Origin of the sequence: Vibrio sp. RE88, assembly GCF_013113835.1 — a bacterium.
Taxonomy (GTDB): Bacteria; Pseudomonadota; Gammaproteobacteria; order Enterobacterales; family Vibrionaceae; genus Vibrio.
In genome coordinates, this window is sequence record NZ_VTYQ01000001.1 from 699,514 (window position 1) to 719,408 (window position 19,895).

The 19,895-nt window shown below is 45.7% G+C and carries 16 protein-coding genes; 8 read left to right on the top strand and 8 right to left on the bottom strand.

The window, feature by feature from the left end; all coding sequences use genetic code 11:
- Positions 1-34: 34 nt before the first annotated feature.
- Positions 35-1,246, bottom strand: coding sequence for an MFS transporter (locus tag F0265_RS03265; protein ID WP_171747735.1), 1,212 nt, complete (start codon positions 1,244-1,246; stop codon positions 35-37).
- Between the two features lie 114 nt (positions 1,247-1,360).
- Here F0265_RS03265 and soxR point away from each other — a divergent pair, with 114 nt between their 5' ends.
- A complete protein-coding gene (gene soxR / locus F0265_RS03270; RefSeq protein WP_171747736.1) occupies positions 1,361-1,828 on the top strand; it encodes a redox-sensitive transcriptional activator SoxR in 468 nt (155 codons plus the stop codon).
- On the opposite strand, the gene F0265_RS03275 is transcribed toward soxR, so the two are convergent.
- Positions 1,799-2,677, bottom strand: a complete 879-nt coding sequence (locus F0265_RS03275) for an AEC family transporter (RefSeq protein ID WP_171747737.1) — start codon at positions 2,675-2,677, stop codon at positions 1,799-1,801. The genes soxR and F0265_RS03275 overlap by 30 nt on opposite strands.
- Positions 2,678-2,848: 171 nt before the next feature.
- Positions 2,849-3,865: a nuclear transport factor 2 family protein gene (locus F0265_RS03280; protein ID WP_171747738.1), complete on the bottom strand. Its 1,017-nt coding sequence runs from the start codon at positions 3,863-3,865 to the stop codon at positions 2,849-2,851.
- An 892-nt stretch (positions 3,866-4,757) separates the two neighbouring features.
- Between F0265_RS03280 and F0265_RS03285 the strand changes: the two genes are divergently transcribed.
- Complete coding sequence (locus tag F0265_RS03285; protein WP_253809287.1) at positions 4,758-5,324, top strand: hypothetical protein; 567 nt, start codon at positions 4,758-4,760, stop codon at positions 5,322-5,324.
- 56 nt (positions 5,325-5,380) lie between these two features.
- On the opposite strand, the gene F0265_RS03290 is transcribed toward F0265_RS03285, so the two are convergent.
- Together F0265_RS03290 and F0265_RS03295 are read right to left on the bottom strand one after the other, a co-directional pair.
- Positions 5,381-5,974 carry an NAD(P)H-dependent oxidoreductase gene (locus F0265_RS03290; RefSeq protein ID WP_171747739.1) on the bottom strand — a complete coding sequence of 198 codons (594 nt, stop codon included), beginning with the start codon at positions 5,972-5,974 and terminating at the stop codon, positions 5,381-5,383.
- The gene (locus F0265_RS03295) at positions 5,971-6,882 is read right to left on the bottom strand and encodes an EamA family transporter (protein WP_171747740.1); all 912 of its coding nucleotides are present in this window, start codon (positions 6,880-6,882) and stop codon (positions 5,971-5,973) included. The genes F0265_RS03290 and F0265_RS03295 overlap by 4 nt, the downstream gene beginning before the upstream one ends.
- Positions 6,883-7,014: 132 nt before the next feature.
- Here F0265_RS03295 and F0265_RS03300 point away from each other — a divergent pair, with 132 nt between their 5' ends.
- Positions 7,015-7,494, top strand: coding sequence for a MarR family transcriptional regulator (locus F0265_RS03300; RefSeq protein WP_171747741.1), 480 nt, complete (start codon positions 7,015-7,017; stop codon positions 7,492-7,494).
- A gap of 406 nt (positions 7,495-7,900) precedes the next feature.
- The gene (gene pulA / locus F0265_RS03305; protein ID WP_171747742.1) at positions 7,901-13,945 is read left to right on the top strand and encodes a pullulanase-type alpha-1,6-glucosidase; all 6,045 of its coding nucleotides are present in this window, start codon (positions 7,901-7,903) and stop codon (positions 13,943-13,945) included.
- 141 nt (positions 13,946-14,086) lie between these two features.
- On the opposite strand, the gene F0265_RS03310 is transcribed toward pulA, so the two are convergent.
- On the bottom strand, positions 14,087-14,260 hold the full coding sequence (locus F0265_RS03310) for a hypothetical protein (RefSeq protein ID WP_171747743.1): 174 nt from the start codon (positions 14,258-14,260) through the stop codon (positions 14,087-14,089).
- Between the two features lie 144 nt (positions 14,261-14,404).
- Here F0265_RS03310 and F0265_RS03315 point away from each other — a divergent pair, with 144 nt between their 5' ends.
- Genes F0265_RS03315 through queF form a run of 3 tightly spaced genes read left to right on the top strand, consistent with a single transcriptional unit; the run spans position 14,405 to position 16,680 of the window.
- Positions 14,405-15,001, top strand: a complete 597-nt coding sequence (locus F0265_RS03315; protein ID WP_171747744.1) for a helix-turn-helix domain-containing protein — start codon at positions 14,405-14,407, stop codon at positions 14,999-15,001.
- Positions 14,994-15,875 (top strand): queuosine precursor transporter, encoded by an 882-nt coding sequence (locus F0265_RS03320; RefSeq protein ID WP_065742695.1) that lies wholly within the window; start codon positions 14,994-14,996, stop codon positions 15,873-15,875. The genes F0265_RS03315 and F0265_RS03320 overlap by 8 nt, the downstream gene beginning before the upstream one ends.
- Complete coding sequence (queF, locus tag F0265_RS03325; RefSeq protein WP_171747745.1) at positions 15,862-16,680, top strand: NADPH-dependent 7-cyano-7-deazaguanine reductase QueF; 819 nt, start codon at positions 15,862-15,864, stop codon at positions 16,678-16,680. Before F0265_RS03320 ends, queF begins: the two co-directional genes overlap by 14 nt.
- Before the next feature lie 115 nt (positions 16,681-16,795).
- On the opposite strand, the gene F0265_RS03330 is transcribed toward queF, so the two are convergent.
- Positions 16,796-17,596, bottom strand: a complete 801-nt coding sequence (locus F0265_RS03330) for an arylamine N-acetyltransferase (protein ID WP_171747746.1) — start codon at positions 17,594-17,596, stop codon at positions 16,796-16,798.
- Positions 17,597-17,689: 93 nt separating this feature from the next.
- Entirely contained in the window at positions 17,690-18,559 is an 870-nt protein-coding gene (locus tag F0265_RS03335) for a GyrI-like domain-containing protein (protein WP_171747747.1), read from the bottom strand.
- Between the two features lie 127 nt (positions 18,560-18,686).
- Between F0265_RS03335 and F0265_RS03340 the strand changes: the two genes are divergently transcribed.
- The gene (locus tag F0265_RS03340; protein WP_171747748.1) at positions 18,687-19,862 is read left to right on the top strand and encodes a PLP-dependent aminotransferase family protein; all 1,176 of its coding nucleotides are present in this window, start codon (positions 18,687-18,689) and stop codon (positions 19,860-19,862) included.
- Positions 19,863-19,895: the final 33 nt, after the last annotated feature.

Sequence of the window (19,895 nt, forward strand, 5' to 3'; positions counted from 1 at the left end):
GCGGCCTGAATTTCTCAGGCTGCATCATGATGTTTTAGTTCTGAACGACGATCTCTGGTTCTAGGTCATCGCGTTTATTAAGCTGATGCATCACTAACACTGCGCCTATCATAGTGACTGCCGCCAGCATGAAGCCATATTGAGTGATGCCGTAATGGCTTAGGAAGGCAATCGCCGTATAGCTGATGCTCTGCACCATGGTCGCAAACATCTGTAATCCGCCGTCGGCTCGGCCTCTCTGATCCACCTTAATGGTGTGGTGCATCCAATTGGTACGCGCAATGCGATTGAGCGCATTAAATGAACCGAAAAACAGTGTGAATATCAATAAGTATGCGGGGTGAGCAGAAAAACTCATTCCAATCAGCATCACGGACGCTATGGCCATTGAGTACAGCATGGTCGACTGGTGAGACGCCAGATTAAGCAATTTGGCGACAAACAAACCTGTCATCAATGATCCTAAACCAAAGGCGATGTTGTAGCCTGCATACCAGTCTCCCGAGATCCCGACTTCTGAAAACCAGATTGGCACCAGTTTGCTGAGGAAGGTCAGAATCGGATAGCTCAGTGCTGAGAGCAGCAAGAAAGCGTAAAATCGAGGCTGAGCGGTGAATATCTCCTTGCTCTCCTTCATCTGACCGATGAATGATGCGGTTTTGCTCTGACGTAACTTCTGACGATATGGAGTCACTAGATAGCTTAATGTCGATAAACCAGACGCTGCGGCGGCAAACGCGGCAAATTCGAGCATGCTCCAGATTTGCAGTAAAACAACCCCTAATGCGCCAGCACCCAGTGTAGTACCCTGTAGAATGATTTCTTGTTTGCCTGAAATTGCTGCGTACTCATGCGGGTCGTAGTTTTCCTGTGTAAAAGCATTGTTCGCCGTCCAAGCGAGGTTGCTTGAAACCCAGAAGACCAATTGCGCCACAGCCAGTAACCAGTTTGATTCAATGCCTAGTCCGTAGGCCAACATGACGATGGCAGCAGTCGATGATTGTAAGATCTGAACCAGTACCAGTAGCGATTTTCTTGAATGCCTGTCGATAAGAGTGGAAAACAAAGGAGTCAGGAAAAAAGAAATGGCTGTACAAGCTAAGGCGACCATAGCTACAAAAGGGCCCATGCCCGGTGTTTCCAACATGACCCAAGGCAAAGCCATCATAAATAAACCGGAAGAGATTCCATCAAAGAAACGGCCACTCAAGTAGGGCATGGTTCTATTTTTCATAATTAATTGCATTGATATTCTCCACTGCAAGCCAACTTGGTGCTACTCTAAAACCTCAAGTTAACTTAAGGTAAAGCACTTTTTGCATTTATTTAGTAGAGATAGTCAGAGAGGAAGGGTAGGTATATGGAAATGACCGTCGGGGAAGTCGCAAAGCGTGCTGGGGTAAAAGTCTCTGCGCTGCACTTTTACGAGCAGAAGGGGCTTATCTTCAGCTGGCGGAACCAAGGCAATCAGCGTCGCTATCACCGTAGTGTGTTACGTCGAATCGCAGTGATTAAAGCTGCGCAAGAAGTCGGACTGACATTGGAAGAGATCGCTCAGTCTCTGTCTCATTTACCTAAACACCAAGCCCCCAATCGTCAGCAATGGGAACGCATGGCATCAGGATGGCATGACTTGCTGGATCATCGAATTCAACAGCTTAAAGCATTGCAGGATGACCTTGGAGGCTGCATTGGCTGTGGCTGTTTATCGATGGAATCTTGTGCCATTTATAATCCACAGGACGTTCGTGCTGAAACATTCAAAGGGAAAACAATGCTCTCTAACCCGGAAGAATGGTCAGCCGAGGGACAAAGCGAAAGTCAGTAATAGCGGTAAGGTTAGAATACTGAAGAAGTTGCCAAACAGTACCATAGATGCCACACGATTCGGCTCAATGTGAAAGCGCTCTGCGAACATATAATTCATGACAGCGGGTGGCAGCATAGTAAACAGCACCATCATTTGTAACTGCATAGCGGGCAGAGGGATAAAGGTATAAATCACCCAGAAAGCGGCCGCTCCCGTCGCCAGAGATTGCAGAGTGCAGAAAATCCCCACTCTAAACCCGCTCAATCTCATGTTACACATCTGCGCTCCCAATGAGAGTAGCATCACTGGCACCGCCGCCTGTCCAAGCAACGCCGTCGCTTCATAAAGTGGATCCCATACACCGATCCCGCTCAGGTTAAGAACCATGGCAGCGAGTGCGGCGAGAAAGACCGGCATACGGATGACTTGCTTAAACGGGTTTCCTTCACTGAGCAGCGCGAGCCCAAGACTCACGTGGATACAGGCTGAAACAACGAATAATAAGACCGCTGGCGCCAAGGCTGTATCGCCAAAGGTATAGGTAAAGAGTGGGATCGCCAGATTACCACTGTTGCGGAACATATGAGGGGGCGCCCATGCTTTATAGCGCAGGCCTGAGAGTTTACAGATGGGGATCATTAAAATCCCCGGCAAGAGCACCGCGATTAATGAAGCACTGAGCAAAGGGACTTGTTCAGTGTCTAACGGCATTGAGACTAAGGACGAAAACACTAATGCTGGCGTAAACGCATCCATATTGATGCGGTTGATTGGGCGAAAGTCAGGCTTGAGCCAACGTCCTACAGAAAAACCGACTAAAACCAACGCGAAAACCGGGAATAGAATCCCGATAACCTGCTCCAACATATTCGTCCTTGAATCTCATCTAGTGCTTAGAGAAAAGTACCTGATAAATGGATAATTTAACGCGATGAGATTAACAAAAGCTTTGTTACGTCAATCGGTTTTACTTTTGAGCGCGCTCGTCGATTGGGAGTCAAAGCCTGAGCGAAGAGTTGCTCAGGCATTCAGGGCGAATTACAGAGAAGGGTTTAGGATTGCTTGAGTGCGCTCAAATACATCAAGGCCTTGTTGCTTCAGCCAGTATGGAAGATCAATCAAGACCCAGTTTTCAGACAGTTTGTCACCGTCACGGTAATAAACGTCAACCACCTGCATGTCAGCACGGATTTCACCACCTGTCATTCCAAGGAAGCCTCCAATTGGCGTGTTGGAAAGGTTTGGCCAACCGAAGAAGCAAGAGAAGCTGCCTTCTGCGAATCGACAAACGTGACCGTTGAACTTCTTGTCTTTCAGATTATTGCGGAATGGTAGCTGATGCTGTTGTTGGTAACGCGGAATTGTATAAGAAGCGCCGATACCACACGGACCATACCAAATCATGTCTTTTGACCAACTCTTTTCGAGAATTTCTGGTGGGCAACCCATAGCACCGCTATCGTTGAGTGATGACAAGTCATCGACCATTTTGTTAACTAGGTCGAGAGTTGCTTGACCTTCTTCCGGTTGAGCATCTTCAAATAGCAGGCCGTCATGATTACGTGGCCCAGGATAAACAAAATGCTGACCAGTGGAAGGAGGAAGTGGGTAACAGCCAGCTTGATCCATCACGCCAAGCAGATCGAGGAATAAACCTGTTTTTGTGATCTTGCCGTTTTCTACGCAGTTAAACTCAGCGTAGCGAACGTTCATGATTTTCCCAGTTGGACGCATTCCTAGGTATTCAGCATCAAATAGTCCCATAAAGTGGCCCATACTCATCACCCAAATTTCATCCGGATTAATTTCATTGTTACCGCCAATGAAAACATCCTGACGGCGTTGCATGCGTGTCATTGATTTCATTAGTGGTGCCCAGAAAACCTCAGCCGCCGCTTGGGCGCCTTCTTGCTCGCGGAAAGGGTAGACTCCACGCCACAAGTAATCTTCAGAGGTATGTGCTTTCAGCACTTCAGCAACGTTCTCATGAGTTGCGTTTTCCATCGCGTTGAAATATTCACGCACAACGTGTTTTGCTTCTTGGTACTTAGCCATAATTTGCTCTCTTGATGGGGCTATTCAGATCCGGAAGGAGTGTTGAATGATAAGTTTTTGAGGTGGTTTGATCCGTGATCAAAATTCATTTTTAATGACTGCGTACCCAATTTGGATGGTTGAGTGATCAAGATTGCTCTAGGTGTTGACTCGTTACTATTGATTTTGGTTTATTTTATAAAGGTTTTCTTGGCGTTATGATAAGGGTTATAACGTTGAGTATCATTCAATTATCAGAGGTAACGGATGATTACGTATTCGTTTTCATCGTTTTCCTATGTTTTTATTCGAGTTTGTAACGGTCCATATAGCAGACGACAACAGCTAAAATACAGACTGTATAGGCATTAGAAGAATCTCGTTATAAATGATAGGGTTATAAATCATTTTGATCTTATAGGTGATTTGTTGCGCATTCTTGAGTGAGGGGCTTTTTATCAAATAAAAAATGGTGTCAAAAATATCACTACCTTATTGGGTAATTTCACTAGTAAACCTAACTATATTACTAACAATAACGGCAGGCGTGAATTTGGCACATTCACTGAAATATTTTATAAATCAGTGGCTAATATTATGCAATTTTACTAGAAAATCAGATTGAGTACGGTGAAGGGTAATTAGTGAGCTTATTCAAGCACTACTTAGTTTTCGAGTGAAATTATAACTACGAATTAGGGGGAGAAGTACGACAAAAAGAATATTTAACGTACGAAATGTACTCAATTCTATCTCTTAGTTGCATGTGTAGTTCTAGTTAAAATAACTATTTCATCTTGTCAATTTAATAGTAAATAAATATTAATCCGCTTCCATAAATAACTTTTCTGTAATTTATTTACATGTATAATCGCCCCGTTTTGTAACTATATTGTCAGTTGTTGGAGTAACAATGCTTAGAAGCTCTATAGTTAGTGCCTTAGTACTAGTCGCGCTAACGGGTTGTCAGAGCACAAACACGTCTGTTCAAAGAGATGCGAATAACCTAAATAAACAGTTCGAGATTGATGTCAATAATACTACTTATAATATGGCGTTCGATCAGTCTCAATCTATGGTGACATCTGTTGAGTATATTTCCCGTGATCAATCAAAAGGGCTATATACTAAAAAGGCGAAAAGTGGTCTGTGGTCGCAAGAGAAAGTTGAGCAGCAATCTCAGCTATTAAATTCTCTCTATTCGAATGGTGCATTTATTGTACGAATATATGGTGAAACGATTAACTCGGTCAGCCGTGATTTGTACAAAGTTAAATTAGTTCAAGATGGAAAAGTCGTACAACGCGGCGTATTCGATGCCGTAGGGGATGTTCCTAATATGGATTACCCATCACGACTGTGGCGTAACGATTCCAAACTTGCCACCAATGGTTTAGATACCAGTGAGCCTTTCGAAATCCAGGTAATTACTGGTGAAAACATCGAAAAGTATCATTATCAGCCGAATGTTAAAGGCTGATGTTTAGCTTAGATTCTTGAGCACGGTTGATGTGCTCAAGAATGTTTCACTTCTTTTTACATTCCATACTGAAACGGCTTTCCTGCCTCCACCATATCCCGATGTATTGGTTTTAGTGCATGTGCATAAGCGGACAATAGCTTCATTGTATACTCACTACGGCCATGAAAATTTACATCATTTACGCTCCCGTCCGCATTAAACAGACTTTCCACATTGCGAAAGATTAAGTGGTCCGGAATCAAGCACACGTGATTATTCTTACTGCCAGTTAAACGAAGCTCACTAATAGGATAAACACCATTAACACTGGCCGACACACTGACGGCTAAAGCAGGTTTATGCGCCATTTCTTGAGCTGTCGACAGCATTAAAAAGTTCTTTAGTGCTGGCGTTGCCATACCGTGCCACTCAGGGGTGATGAAAATAAATGCATCACTGTTTTGTAGCTGAGTGGCAATCTTTCGCCAAGGGGCCCATTCGTCACTACCCGTCCATACGCCTTCATTCCAGAGCGGTAAATTGAGCTGGTGGAGATCGAAAATGTCGATCTCTGTAAAATCACTTTCTGCCAGTGTCGATAGGTAGCGAGCCGCTTTTAGGCTTTGTGAGTCAGCGCGCTGGCTGCCTGAGATAATGGTAAGTTTCATGCGAGTTCCTTTTTACTATTAAATGATGTGTTTGTTTTAACTGTTGAATAAGTGGGAGCTGACGCCGCCAGCAAAATTGAAATCAATACGCCTAGGGCACCAATAAGCTGAACCCAGGTCAGAGTCTGTCCAAGGAATAGATAGCCGAGGATCACAGCGGACACACTGCTGAGAAAGCCAAGGAATGAGACAGACACTGTGCTGAGCTTTTCAATTCCACGGAACCAGAGTGAGTAGGCGAGCATAGCGCCAACAATCGCTAGATAGCTGTAACCAACGACATTCATTAATGTGATTTGTTGAGGTAACCCCTCTGCCCTGATGGCAACAGGGAGTAGCATCAGTCCGCCAAACAACAATTGCCAGCCAGTGAAGCTCAGCAGGGACATGTTTGAAGGTCGCCCCCACCTTTTTGTTAACACCACGCCTAGTGCCATGCTAACGGTACCGAGTAACCCCATGACAACTCCCGAAGTATTGAGTTGACCTGGGTTATTGACCACAAGCATGGCGATACCACCTATCCCCAAACCACTGGCGATCACCTGTGTGAACGTTAACGTGTTCCTTAACAGAACCACGCTCAGCCCCATAACCAGAATGGGCTGGATGGACATGATCAGAGCCGCCATGCCACCGGGTAAGTAAGTGGCAGCATAGAACAGGCAGTAGAAGAAAAATCCGATGTTGAGTAGGGCAAGCACAGCCAGTTTCGCCCACCAACTTCCATTTGGAATCGTGCGAGAAAACAACACCAACACTATCCCTGCAGGCAAAGCGCGCAGCATCGACGCTAATAAAGGGCTGTTGGCAGGCAGAAGTTCAGTGGTGACGATGTAAGTACTTCCCCAAACCATGGGCGCTAATGCCGTAATGGCTAACGTCGCTATTCGTTGTGTGCGTGTCATTGGTGCCTCCTTTCGTCATGATCTGTCTTTATAAAAAGTATCTTTCATAAAAGATACTTTTTATAAAGTAATGGTGATTTGTCTTTTTATCAAGTATCTTTTTGAAAAGATAAATCAGTAAAGAGATGAAATATGCAAGATCCTGTCGACCACATCCTAAAGCAGTGGAGTGATGTGAAACCGGAATTGGATTGTTCTGACATGGGGATTGTCGGTAGGCTGCTGCGTGTTCAGGCGCTCTGGCATAGTCAATTGGAACATGTGTTTAAGCAGCACCAGCTGAGTATGTTGGAGTTTGATATTCTCGCGACATTAATGCGAAATCAGCAACCGCTGACCCCGACTGAAATGTACAAAACCCTGATGATTTCCTCAGGTGCGATGAGCACTCGGATTGAAAAGTTGGTCCAACGAGGTCTGGTTGAACGATTGGCAAGTGGCGATGACAGACGCAGTTGCAAAGTAACGCTTACCCCGCAGGGTGCTCAATTAGTTGATGATGCCTTGGCGTCACACTTATCAAATATGAACGGAATGTTGAGCATGTTTGACGAACAAGAAAAAGCCCAACTTGCTGATATGTTGCGAAAAGTACTGCTCGCTACTCAATAATCGATGAGACAGGGGGCTGAGTCGTCGTTACTTAAGCCCCAGTAAGCGCCTGTCACATGAATCAAAATTCCCTCTTGCCCACCTGACATCAGTTTGGGTTAAAGATCCAATTTCTTAACATTGAAACGGCTTGTTGTAATCCTACAGCCGTTGGTTCATTCGTCACTACAAAGTGTCAGATTTCTCACTGATTGCACATCACCTCAGTAATTTTCCGATCGTTTTAAAGGCTGTAATTGTGAGCCTGATTCTAAAATATTTTCTCCTCCCCTTCGTCTACGCCTACTCAATCAGTTTGATAGGAGGAGGAAATTAACTGTTTTAAAAATATAACGTTAGCTTGAAGCGATTTAACCAAACCGAAAAGTTTGTCGCTCGTGGAACGTGAATCTAAATGGATATAAAAATGAACATCAAGCTAACAAAACTGAGCCTAGCTATGGCGTCGCTTGGACTGCTGGCAGGTTGTAATGACCCGCTAGAAGTCAACGTGATGGATGGCTACATCGAAAAGGCATCTGTCTGGCTGGACGTCAACGGAAATGGTCGACAAGATCGTTATGAGCCGTCAGCCGTCACTGATAAAGATGGATACGCTGCCATTGACCTTGAAGGTCTGAATATCGAAGATGAAGACGTTTATCTTGTCGCTAAAACCCAGCGAGGCGTATCGATTGACGCCGATATACCGGGTATCACGGTGACAAGAGACTACACCTTGATGGCTCCGAGTCATTACTCTCTGGTGACACCATTCTCGACTTACATTGCTGCGCAAATGCAGCAAGGTGTCAGCGAGCGTAAAGCACTGCGCAAACTGCGTCGACAACTCAAACAGCCACACCTTGACCTTGAAAGCGATTATGTTGATCAGCAAGAGGTGGTCGTCGCAAGAAGCGCGAAGGCGTTAACGCAATTACTGCCTGAAACCATGGAAGAGCAGGATATGGAAGCGCTGGCGGAGACGTTGGAGCTGGGCAGTAAAGCATTAGGAAAAGAGCTTAAACGTGGTCGTAATGAACTGCTTAACAAGACGTTGATGCTGGATGAGCAAGGAGTGCCGGTTATCGCGCAAGATAGCGATGGTGACGGCGTAGCCGATGCGATTGATCTGTTCCCAACCGATATTAAAGAGTCGGCGGATGCTGATAATGACGGAATTGGTGATCATGCGGATACCGACGATGATAACGATGGTTTCAGTGATGTTGTTGAGCTAGAGCTTGCGAGTGACCCTTACTCATCGGCGAGTTTCCCTACCGATCTGGATGGCGACAAAATCCCAGATGCGCATGATTCAGACATCGATGGTGACGGTTGGAGTAATAAAGAAGAAACTCGTTTAGGAACGGACCCTTACTCGGCATCCAGTCAACCTGCTGATCGTGATGGTGATGGCATCACTGACAGCGAAGACAGTGATATTGATGGTGATGGTGCCGATAATGGCATGGACGCGTTCCCTGAAGATCGATTTGAAAGTAAAGACACCAATGGCGACGGTCTAGGAGACTTTGCCTCTAGCGACGATGATGGAGATGGTATTCCAGACAGCATCGATCCAAACCCAACCAGCCCAGATAACAGTTCATCCGAGCCTGCGCCTGTTTATTCTGAATCGGTCATTTACTACAAACGAGATGATGGTAATTACGCGGACTGGGGGCTTCATCTGTGGAATAACGCATCTTGTGACGCAGTGTCGGCTGACGCCTTAAACGGCGTAGATTGGGGTAACCCATACGCCTGGGGAGAAATCGACCCGCTATATGGTGCTAAGTATGTTGTACCACTGAAATCCGATCACGGTGCGTGTATGAATTTCATCGTGCACAAAGGTGACGAAAAAGCGCTGGGCGGTGACGATCTGAAGGCTGAATTTGCTAAAGGTAATACACTTTATACGACACACGGTAGCTCAGTCGTTAAATACTCACCAGATGAGCAAATTGTGGTGAAACTTGACGGTGCAGCTGCTCACTGGCTCGATGTTAATTCCATTGCTTGGTTTGATCATAATGAAGCAGCCAGTTACCAAATCTGGAGTCGTGCTGCGGGTAATGGTGATATCAACCAGCCAGAACAGTTTATCAAGTACGACATTTCATTTGCTGGCAACGTTGATAATCCTGACTTCCCACACCTGAAAGATCGTGTCGGTTTCTATCTGGATGTTGATACTGAAACAGCTAAAGCGCTGTTGAAAACACAGCTAATTGCAGTGGCACTCGATGATGAAGGCAAGCCGCTGGTCGCAACTCGCGTCCAGATTCCGGGCGTTGTTGACACGCTTTACACCGCAGGACCAAATGATGCGGATGAAGCTAAATTGGGTAGCTGGATTGAAGGCGATAATGCGAACTTTGCGCTTTGGGCGCCAACGGCTCAAGATGTTGAACTGTATTTGTACGATCAGGATAAAGCGCTAATTGCCCAGTCGCCATTCAGTTTGACTTTGGATTCTGCAACTGGCATCTGGCGTTATCAAGGTGATGCTTCACTGAAGAATGTGTTCTATCGTTACCGTGTGAAGGCTTACCATCCAAAAACCGACCACGTTGAGTGGATGATGACCACTGACCCATATTCTCTCTCTCTGAGTACGTCCAGTTTGCACTCTCAACTGGTTGATCTCACCGATGATGAAACCAAACCGGCAGGTTGGGACAGTCAATGGATTCCAGAGCTGGAGAATCCAGAAGATCACATCATTTATGAGCTCCATGTACGTGACTTTAGTGTCAGCGATACGCAGGGTACGCCAGCAAACAACGGTAAGTATCTGGCCTTCTTAGATGATGAGCGTGACAGTGTTAAGCAGTTGAAATCGTTAAAAGAAGCTGGTCTGACAACGATCCATCTTCTACCGACTTACGATTTGGCTTCCGTTCCTGAAGATCCGGCGAAGACGGTGAATCTGACCGATACCGTAGAAAAACTTTGCGGTATTAATCCTGATGCCAAGCTGTGTAGCGATGGTACTTCACGTGGTGCAACCATTTTGTCTTTGTTAGAACAAACCGATCCTAACAGTGGCGAAGCACAGGCATTGCTCGCAGACGTTCGTCCACTGGATGGATTCAACTGGGGTTATGACCCATTCCATTACAACGCACCAGAAGGCAGCTACGCTGTTGCAACTGATGGTATTTCGCGTATTCGTGAGTATCGTCAGATGGTGCAGAAACTGCACGATATGGGCTTCAGAGTGGTACAGGATGTTGTCTACAACCACACTTACTCGTCAGGTTTGTATGATAAATCTGTGCTCGATAAAGCTGTACCGGGCTACTACCATCGCCTGAACCCGATCACAGGTGCTGTCGAGAACTCAACTTGTTGTGATAACACGGCTTCTGAGAACCGCATGTTCGAGAAGCTAGTGGCAGACAGTGTAGTTATGTGGGCTCAGGACTATAAGATCGATGGCTTCCGCTTCGATTTGATGGGACACCTGATGAAGTCGAGCATGCTGCATGTGTATGAGAAAACCAAGCTAGTAGATGAAGATACTTGGTTCTATGGCGAAGGTTGGAACTTCGGTGAAGTTGCTGATGGTCAACGTGGTGAAAACGCAACACAATGGCCGATGGCGGGTACAGGCATAGGGACTTACAACGATCGTCTACGTGATGGCGTCCGTGGTGGCGGGCCATTCGATAGTGGCGATGCCTTGCTTGAGAATCCGGGTTTTGCCAATGCTGGCAGCCGATTCAATGATGACCTGAAATCGAAGATGGATCTTATCCGCTACGGTATGACAGGTAATCTGCAAAACTACCCGTTAGAAACGTATAGCGGTGCGACTGTGTACGGTCGCGACTTCCAGTACGGAGGGCAGGGGGCGGCTTATACGCTCGATCCTCAGGAATCCATCAATTACGTTTCAAAGCATGACAACCAAACGTTATGGGATTTCAACCAGTACAAAGCCGATGCCAACATCACGCCAGCAGACCGTGCGCGTATGCAGATCGTAGGTCTATCAACCGTGATGCTCGGGCAAGGTGTACCATTCTTGCACATGGGGTCTGAATTACTACGCTCTAAATCCATGGAACGCGATAGCTACGACAGTGGTGATTGGTACAACAAAGTCGATTTCAGTAAGCAGACGAATAACTGGAACATTGGCCTGCCACGTGCTGATAAAGATCAGGCTAACTGGAGTGCTATCCAATCAATCATTAGTAATCCGAATACCGTGGCAACTCCGGAGCATATTGCTTGGACAGATGAGGTCTTTAAAGAGCTGTTGAAGATTCGTTCCGGCACGCCATTGCTTCGTCTAGTGAGTGAAGAGCAAGTCTTGAAGCGTGTACGTTTCCACAATATTGGGCCGTCGACATTACCGGGCATGATTGTGATGTCGGTGAATGATGGGGTGAGTGCTGGCGCAGACCTTGATAGCAACTTCGACTCAATTGTTGTTGCGATTAATGCCAATACTTCAGCACAAACCATTCAGATTGCTGGAGCACAAAGCTTTGAGTTGCATCCAGTGTTGAAAGCCTCGTCTGATTCAGTCGTTAAGCAGGCGAAGTTCGAAGACGGTGCTTTCACTATTCCCCCACTCACTGCGGCTGTCTTTGTCCAGACACAAAATGGTGCGCAAGGAGAAGGGCTGAGCGTTGACAGTAAGCCGGTTGATGTTGCGCCTTACGGCTCTACCAAAGTATACGTTCGTGGCTCAATGAATGGCTGGAGTACCAGTGATGAAATGGCCTATCAGGGTGACGGTGTGTACGCCTTTGAAGGTTATCTCACTCCGGGAGAGTATGAGTTCAAACTGGCTTCTTCTGACTGGAGTACGATCAACCTTGGTTTTGGTGGTTTCTCGACTGGCAACGGTTCTGTCACGCTTGAAGATGCAGGTAATGGCAACATCAAAGTGACAGTGACCGAGCAAGGTGTGTACAAGTTTACGTTAGACGCTTCAGACCAATCTGCGTTGGTAGTGTCTGTCGTAGATACGAATCTTGACTACGCCTGCTATCAGGATGACAACAAAGCATGTGACCTGAGAATCTACCAGGTGATGGTGGAGTCATTTGTAGATGGAGACCCAGACCATAACTACGGTGTGGGCTACGGCAATTCGCACCACAATGGAGACCTTCAGGGTGTCATTGACAGTCTTGACTACATTGCGAGCTTAAACGTGAACGCGTTGTGGCTCACACCTGTGTTTGATTCTTGCGCGGGTCAGGCTGGTGATGATCGTCTTGACGCCACGGGCTATTTTGCTTGTGACTACTTCAATGTCGATCCTAAATTTGGCACAAAAGAAAAGCTGAAAGAACTGGTCGATGCTGCTCACGCTAAAGGTCTATACGTGCTTTTAGATGGGGTGTTCGGCCATACTAATCTTACTGGTGTGAAACCTTCCCCAACGGGTAAGCTACCAAGCTTGAGAGGGGAAGAGGGTTATCCGGGTATGTATGTGAATTACCCAGATGCAGCGAGCGAAGCCTTCTTCACAGAGGTCGCAACTTATTGGGTGAAAGAGTTTGGTATTGACGGCTGGCGTCTCGACCAATCTTACCAGCTACCACTTGAGGTATGGCGCAACATTCGAGCTGCAGTAGAGCAAGCCTCACTGGATAATAAGAACGCTGGTAAGCAATGGGGAACACTCGGCTACATGGTCGGTGAAGTCTGGAAAGGTGCCGATGAGATTACGGCAACAACCTATGGCAGTGACGCACAACCGGGTCTTTCGTCGGCGTTCAACTTCCCGTTACGTTATGGCTTAGTTCAAGCTCTGGCGGTAGAAGAATCTGGAGCTAGCAACAATGCCCGTGTGCTGGATGCAGAGTGGAACAGTCGCGCCAAATCGCCTTACCATGCGATGCCAAACTTAATGCTAGGTAACCATGATCTGGTACGCTTCGGTGACCTGATTCAGCGTGGCAATCTTGGTGAAGCAGTCAAGCGACACAAAGCCGCGTTTAGCTTTCTAGCGGCTTACTCTGGGCCAATCACACTTTACTACGGTGAAGAGATTGGTGACGAAGTCGCTAACTTCTCGGACAAGGTAACATCTGATTGTGCCGCACAGGGGCTGTGTGATGATCACGTCGCTCGCTCAAGCGCGAAAGTGCAGGGTGTGACTGGGGTGACGCTTACTGCTGAGCAGCAAGATGTGAAGAACTATCTGACTCAAATCATGCAGGTTCGTAGTGAACATCCGGCGCTTTACGCAGGTGAGCGACGCAATCTATGGTTGGATGACAACCTGTATGCTGACCTTAAAGTAAACGGCGACGAGCAGATCATTTACGTACTCAACACATCAACAACGGAACAAACACTCAATGTCGACTTAACAAGAGTCAAATCGACAGACGAATTTGAAGACTTGATGAGTGGTGAGCTGATTAATGTTCAGGCGACATCCGGTGCGGTTGCTGTGCCTGCTCTGACAGGGCGACTTCTTTTAATAAAATAACGGGCTGTTAAAACCGTTTTACTGAAACGAAAAAGGCTCTCCTAATATGGAGAGCCTTTTGTTTCAGAGCCTAATTATCAGCTGCCGTTGTTGGTAAATATTTAATTATTTGATGTTTTAGTCATGACCAAGTCCAAAGTGTTATTTCTGGTGAATCACTTGGCTGGCAGGTTTCTTACTTTGAAGTTCGTCCAGTAGTAGCTGTGTATGAACATAGAGGTAACTTATCGCCTCTTTTTTCTCTGGTTCTGCGTGAATCAACCGGCACCAATAGGTTATCTCTTGAAGGCGAGACTCTAGGTCTTCTGTATTCATGATCATCTACCAACATTAAAAGATACACATTAGTGTACACATTATGCATGCGTGTGTATATTTAATTGTTTTTTAATATGATACTGATATCATTGCTTTTTTGGGAGAGGTCGGGCCTCGCTATTATGACCAATAGGCACAAAGATGAAGAATAACAGTGAGCAACTGGACATACTTAGGGACAACATTCAGTTTGGCCTAAATAAGAGTAAAGAGACCAAGGCGTCATTAAGTCGTAAAACCGGTGTTACGCGCTCCACTATCTACAAAATACTCGATGGCAAAGTTGAACGAGTGCAGACCTCGACTGTTGAACGTATTGCCAATTTCTTTGGTACGACCTGCCATATTATTCAAAATGAATCGCTAGAAGATCTGCTATCTGAAACACCTGTCGTGTCGGTGTGTGGAAATAAAAACCCTATTGCCGTGCCGATTCTGAGTGAAATTGAATTTGTACAGAAAAGTGAATATTACATTGGTGATCTGATCACCGACTATCCCCTTACCTACCATTTTTCTGAAGGGAGTAACATCGTAGCGATTCGAGTAGGCCAGATTCTATCCAGCTATTTTACTCGGGGGAATCTACTGATTATTGATCGCTCCAATCACAATGAAAAAGAGCTGAGTAAGCTCATCGTTCGTGATGGTGCATTGCACTCTCTTCCCCCTAATACTTCTCTCTTAGAAGGCGATTTTCTTTTTGGAGTAATACTCGAGGAACGTTTTTGTGTTTAATAAAAAATATAAGTTAATTGGCTTTAATGGTGCGCCTGAAATGATGGCGAGTGTGATGATTCGGGGAACTGGAAAGGTCGTGAACATGCCCGCTAAAGATCTTATTTCCAGTGAAGTCGCTGATGATTTAAATCGAAATGAATTGGTTGAGGTATGTAAGAAAGTCTATTCAAAATCGGGCTTTGAAGGGGCATACGAGCTAGAGGATAGGCATGAAAGTTATTGGATGAGCTACTCTTTTCTCGTACTTTGCCTGTGTTCGCTTTTTACATTGTCAAACATTACCGGAATTAAACCTGTAGAAATATTCAACACAGGTTTAATTGTCCCTGCCGCAATATTCCTCTACCCAATTTCATTTATATTTGTTGATATATTAAACGAATACTTTGGTTTAAAGCTCGCCAGAAAAGCCATCATACAATCGACAGTGGTCAATGCCGGGATACTTGTCCTTCTCTATTTATCCACCACTATCCCTAGCATAGGCCCATGGCAAGCCATGGATGAGCAGTATACTTCGCTTGTCACAAGCATGACCTCAGTGTTTTTAGCCTCTTTAAGTTCTTACTTTATTTCTGAGAACATCAATGCTTACGTCCTGAACAAGATAAAAATCGCCACACAATCTCGATGGCTTGCCATTCGAGTCATAGCAAGTACCAGTATCGCATCTGTAGTGGATAGCGCACTGTTTATCAGTATTGCATTCTTTAATGTACTACCAAATGACGTACTCTTCGTTATGTTTCTCAGCCAGGTTGCTATCAAGATCTTATATGCGCTGTTCAGTGTCGCGCCAATTTATTTCGCACGGAAATTATTTTCCCGCTTAATCAACGTCAAGGAATTAAATACTAATGACAACCTATGATAAGAACCTAGGCAAAAGAAGTGAGTATATCTCTCAGTATCAACCTGAGTTGCTCGATCCTATCCCAAGAAAAAAAGGCAGAGATGAGATTAAAGATCTTAAGGTCGCCACTCATGCTGGGTATGATTTATGGACTGCTTTTGAAGTGTCATGGTTGAGCAATAAAGGAAAGCCAATCGTCGCAATCGCGGAGTTTATTATTCCTCACACGTCCAACAACTTGATTGAATCGAAGTCATTCAAATTGTATTTAAATAGCTTCAATCAAACACGTTTTGAGTCGAAAGAAATTGTTATTGAGAAAATGCAGTCTGACTTAACCAATGCCGCTGGTGCCGAAGTGACGGTGTCATTCATGGATGTAGATGAACCACAACAAACCTCAATAAATAACCAATTTGATTGTATTGATGGTTTGGATATCACCGTAGACTCGTTTGAGTATGATGCGGATTCGCTCTCAGGAAGTACTGTGGATGAGTATGTCTCTGAATCTTTATGCTCTCACCTCTTGAAATCGAACTGTTTGGTCACGAATCAGCCAGATTGGGGAAGCGTATATATTCGTTATACGGGAGCTAAAATCAATCATGAGAGTCTTCTCAAGTATCTAATCTCATTCCGTGAACATAATGAATTTCACGAGCAATGCGTCGAGCGTATCTATTCTGATATCAAACGATGCTGCGCCCCTGAAAAGCTGACAGTGTTTGCTCGATATACGCGACGAGGCGGTCTTGATATAAACCCGTATCGTAGTGACTTTGAAAGTGAAATCTGCTCTGGTAGAAACCCGAGACAGTAACCAACGGCTTAACCTAAAAAGTTTGTTTGAAAGGGGACGTAACCCGAATTTCGTTTAACTTTCAGGTCCGTCGTTCAGAGCAGATGTCTTGCTTACATCTGCTCTACTAACATCGTTAAATGTCTTTACTGAGTGGCACAAAATCTTCAAAGCTCGCGTCCAGTTCAATGCCAAACATTTCTTTTAAAATAACAAGATAGTTTTCATTTTCCGCGATCTCTTTTTCCTCGGTATGCCCGTTAGTTTTTATCTTTAACGTGTTGTTAAGCAGCGTGATGATGCCATTGTCTGTGGTTAATGTTGCCACCCGCTTTTGCAAGAAGGTTGAGTCAGGGCTGGTCGACGTATAGAAATTGCCGTAGGCAATATCGCTGTCGCAAACATGAGTGAAATCAAGGCTATAAAGATCAATCCAGTCATCGTCAATATTTACCTGAAGCATGGTGCCAAACAGAGAGTGTTTAACAAACCGTAACGTCTGTAAGTCGGTGGTGATTTCCCTATCGAAAACAACGGGTATAGGTGCTCGCGGAGTCTGAGCACCGAAGCCAACATCGACAATCCATTCCTGTCCCTCAAGTGTAACCAGTGATACCTGATGGCTGCGGCCAGACGGTTGTGGTCCAAGATGCACTCGACCAAGCAGTGGTTTCGCATCAAAACCGAGGCTTTTTAGGGCGCTGAGTAGCAAGGCATTCACTTCGAAACAATAGCCACCACGTTCACTTAGAACTAATTTCTCGAACAAAGCATCGTCAGATAAATTGATGGTGCGACGTAGCGCTACATCAAAGTTTTCAAAAGGAATTCTGCGATGCTGAGCGCGGTGGAGGGCAGTGAGATCGTCGATTGTGGTTTGGGGGATGTATGACAGACCGATCTTAGAAAGATATTGGTTTAGCCTGCTTGAGTCCATTGAACAGCTCCGTTGTTAATGAGAATGACACGTTAACAGAAGTGGTTTAACTAATTCAATCTAAGCCTGAATGATTGCGAGCTGAGTGAGTGCCTAATAAAAACTGATAGGTAGGTAAAAATCGAGCTCAAAGTGCTCATCGTCATGCAGAAAGTGGTTCCTGTGATAGTGGACATACGCTGGCGTCGACCCCAATTTAAAGCCCGATTCGGGCAACCACTGCTCATGAACCTTGCTGATTTGAGGGAGCAATTCTCCATACACTCCGGTGAGGCGGAACACCGCATGTAACCCTCCGGGTATCACTAACTGATTTACCACACCGCGAACCTTGATCGGTTTGTCTATCTCGATACACGCCACGTAGCGACAGTTATCCAGCTCGACCAGCGCTGGATTTGAATGATGCAAACCGTATTGACGTGATGTGTCACGCCCCTCGCTGCTCGCCCAAGCATTTAAGACGCGCCAGGCATTTTTTACCGTTCGGCTGTAACCTATATGACGAACGTAGGCAGCGAGGCGATCGGAAGTTTCGATGATTTTGGGCTCGGGAAGAGTTTTCTTGGCGACACGATAATAGCCTGCGGCGATTTCAGGATCTTTGAGGTAGGGTTTATCGATGTTTTGTTGCTCGTGCTTTCGCCATTCTCCGGGAGAGACGCTGAAAGTAGATTTAAATGCACGGCTGAACGAAGAAACAGAATGAAAGCCGCATTTGTTGGCGATGTCCAATACCGAGGAATGCGGATCAAACATCAATTGGTTTGCGGCGTACTCCATTCGTGTTCGGCGGATATATTGATGGATAGACTCTCCGACAACCTGTTTAAAAACGCGATGAAAGTGTTGCTCAGAATACGCTGCGATGTCCGCTAATTCCTTGGCTGGTAAGGATTTACTGATGTCTTTATGAATGTGATAAAGCACGTCATTGATTCGGAATATGTGTTGTCGGCTCATAAAGAAAAATAGCATAAATGGACATGTTTAACAGCATAAACGGACATCCTATTTTCATCAATGGGTTATACACTTCATTAACGTCTTTTGGACGATAAAAATTCTAAAATTACACTCAGGAACTGTTATGGAAATCGCTCGCTCCTTGCAACAAATCTCGTCGTCTTATATTCGTGAAATTCTCGCTGCCGCATCGGATAAAAATGTCATCTCGCTAGCGGGTGGCTTACCGGATGAAAGTACCTTTCCAATTGAATTAATGAAGCCGACACTAGAAAGCCTTTCATCGATGCCGGAAGTTTTCCAATACGGAGCGACCGCAGGTTACGCGCCACTGCTAGAGTTCCTGACAGAGTACTTCGAGTTGCCAGAAACGCACTCAGTAATGGCGTGTACCGGATCGCAGCAAGGGCTGGACCTGATCGCTCGTGCTTATGTGAACCCGGGTGATAAAGTGGTCATGGAAGCGCCTAGCTACCTTGGCGCGATGCAGGTGTTTGGTTTGGTGCAGGCGGATATTGTCACCGTACCTCAGACGGAAGCGGGCCCTGATTTACAAGCGCTTGAGAAGAGCTTCGCCGAGCAGTCACCTAAGATGTTTTACGCCGTACCAGATTTCCATAACCCAACTGGTGTGTGCTGGACGTTGGAAACCCGCCAAAAGGTTGGGGCATTGTGTGAGCAATACAATGTTGTTCTGATTGAGGATGCACCGTACCGTGAACTGAGGTTCTCAGGTCAAGCGATTCCACTGGTCTCTGACTTCTGCCCGCAACACTCTATTGTGCTGCGTTCTTTCTCAAAGATTGCGTCTCCGGGTCTGCGCGTTGGTGTCGTAAGCGGTAAGAGTGAATATCTTGAGCCACTCATCAAGATCAAACAAGGTGCTGACTTACACTCAAGTGTCCCTATGCAAGCGCTACTACTGGGCTTACTGAAACACCAAGGCTTTGAACAGCACATTGGTACGGTTAGGGACTTGTACCAATCCCGCTATGAGAAGCTATTTGCTGAGCTGCAAAAGCAGCTACCAGCTGGCTGCGAAGTGAAGCCTGTTGAAGGCGGTATGTTCATTTGGGTGACGCTGCCATCTTGCGACACATTTACACTGGCTAAAGCGTTACTAGGGAATGGTGTGGCCGTTGTGCCAAGCCCGGTGTTCTATCCAAATGCAGATGAAGCCAAACCAGCACTAAGACTTAACTACACTAATGCTTCGCCAGAGGAGCTAACGGTAGCAGTCGAGCGTCTTGCTAAAGGGTTGAAAGCGTCTATCAGTGAGCCTGAACTCGAAAACGCGTAATGAATGCAAAAAAGCCCCCACTCATTGAGAGTG

What these genes read in the sequence shown, in the direction of transcription:
- F0265_RS03265 (WP_171747735.1), bottom strand. Translation starts at nt 1,246, where the DNA reads ATGCAATTAATTATGAAAAATAGAACCATGCCCTACTTGAGTGGCCGT.
- soxR (WP_171747736.1), top strand. Translation starts at nt 1,361, where the DNA reads ATGGAAATGACCGTCGGGGAAGTCGCAAAGCGTGCTGGGGTAAAAGTC.
- F0265_RS03275 (WP_171747737.1), bottom strand. Translation starts at nt 2,677, where the DNA reads ATGTTGGAGCAGGTTATCGGGATTCTATTCCCGGTTTTCGCGTTGGTT.
- F0265_RS03280 (WP_171747738.1), bottom strand. Translation starts at nt 3,865, where the DNA reads ATGGCTAAGTACCAAGAAGCAAAACACGTTGTGCGTGAATATTTCAAC.
- F0265_RS03285 (WP_253809287.1), top strand. Translation starts at nt 4,758, where the DNA reads ATGCTTAGAAGCTCTATAGTTAGTGCCTTAGTACTAGTCGCGCTAACG.
- F0265_RS03290 (WP_171747739.1), bottom strand. Translation starts at nt 5,974, where the DNA reads ATGAAACTTACCATTATCTCAGGCAGCCAGCGCGCTGACTCACAAAGC.
- F0265_RS03295 (WP_171747740.1), bottom strand. Translation starts at nt 6,882, where the DNA reads ATGACACGCACACAACGAATAGCGACGTTAGCCATTACGGCATTAGCG.
- F0265_RS03300 (WP_171747741.1), top strand. Translation starts at nt 7,015, where the DNA reads ATGCAAGATCCTGTCGACCACATCCTAAAGCAGTGGAGTGATGTGAAA.
- pulA (WP_171747742.1), top strand. Translation starts at nt 7,901, where the DNA reads ATGAACATCAAGCTAACAAAACTGAGCCTAGCTATGGCGTCGCTTGGA.
- F0265_RS03310 (WP_171747743.1), bottom strand. Translation starts at nt 14,260, where the DNA reads ATGAATACAGAAGACCTAGAGTCTCGCCTTCAAGAGATAACCTATTGG.
- F0265_RS03315 (WP_171747744.1), top strand. Translation starts at nt 14,405, where the DNA reads ATGAAGAATAACAGTGAGCAACTGGACATACTTAGGGACAACATTCAG.
- queF (WP_171747745.1), top strand. Translation starts at nt 15,862, where the DNA reads ATGACAACCTATGATAAGAACCTAGGCAAAAGAAGTGAGTATATCTCT.
- F0265_RS03330 (WP_171747746.1), bottom strand. Translation starts at nt 17,596, where the DNA reads ATGGACTCAAGCAGGCTAAACCAATATCTTTCTAAGATCGGTCTGTCA.
- F0265_RS03335 (WP_171747747.1), bottom strand. Translation starts at nt 18,559, where the DNA reads ATGAGCCGACAACACATATTCCGAATCAATGACGTGCTTTATCACATT.
- F0265_RS03340 (WP_171747748.1), top strand. Translation starts at nt 18,687, where the DNA reads ATGGAAATCGCTCGCTCCTTGCAACAAATCTCGTCGTCTTATATTCGT.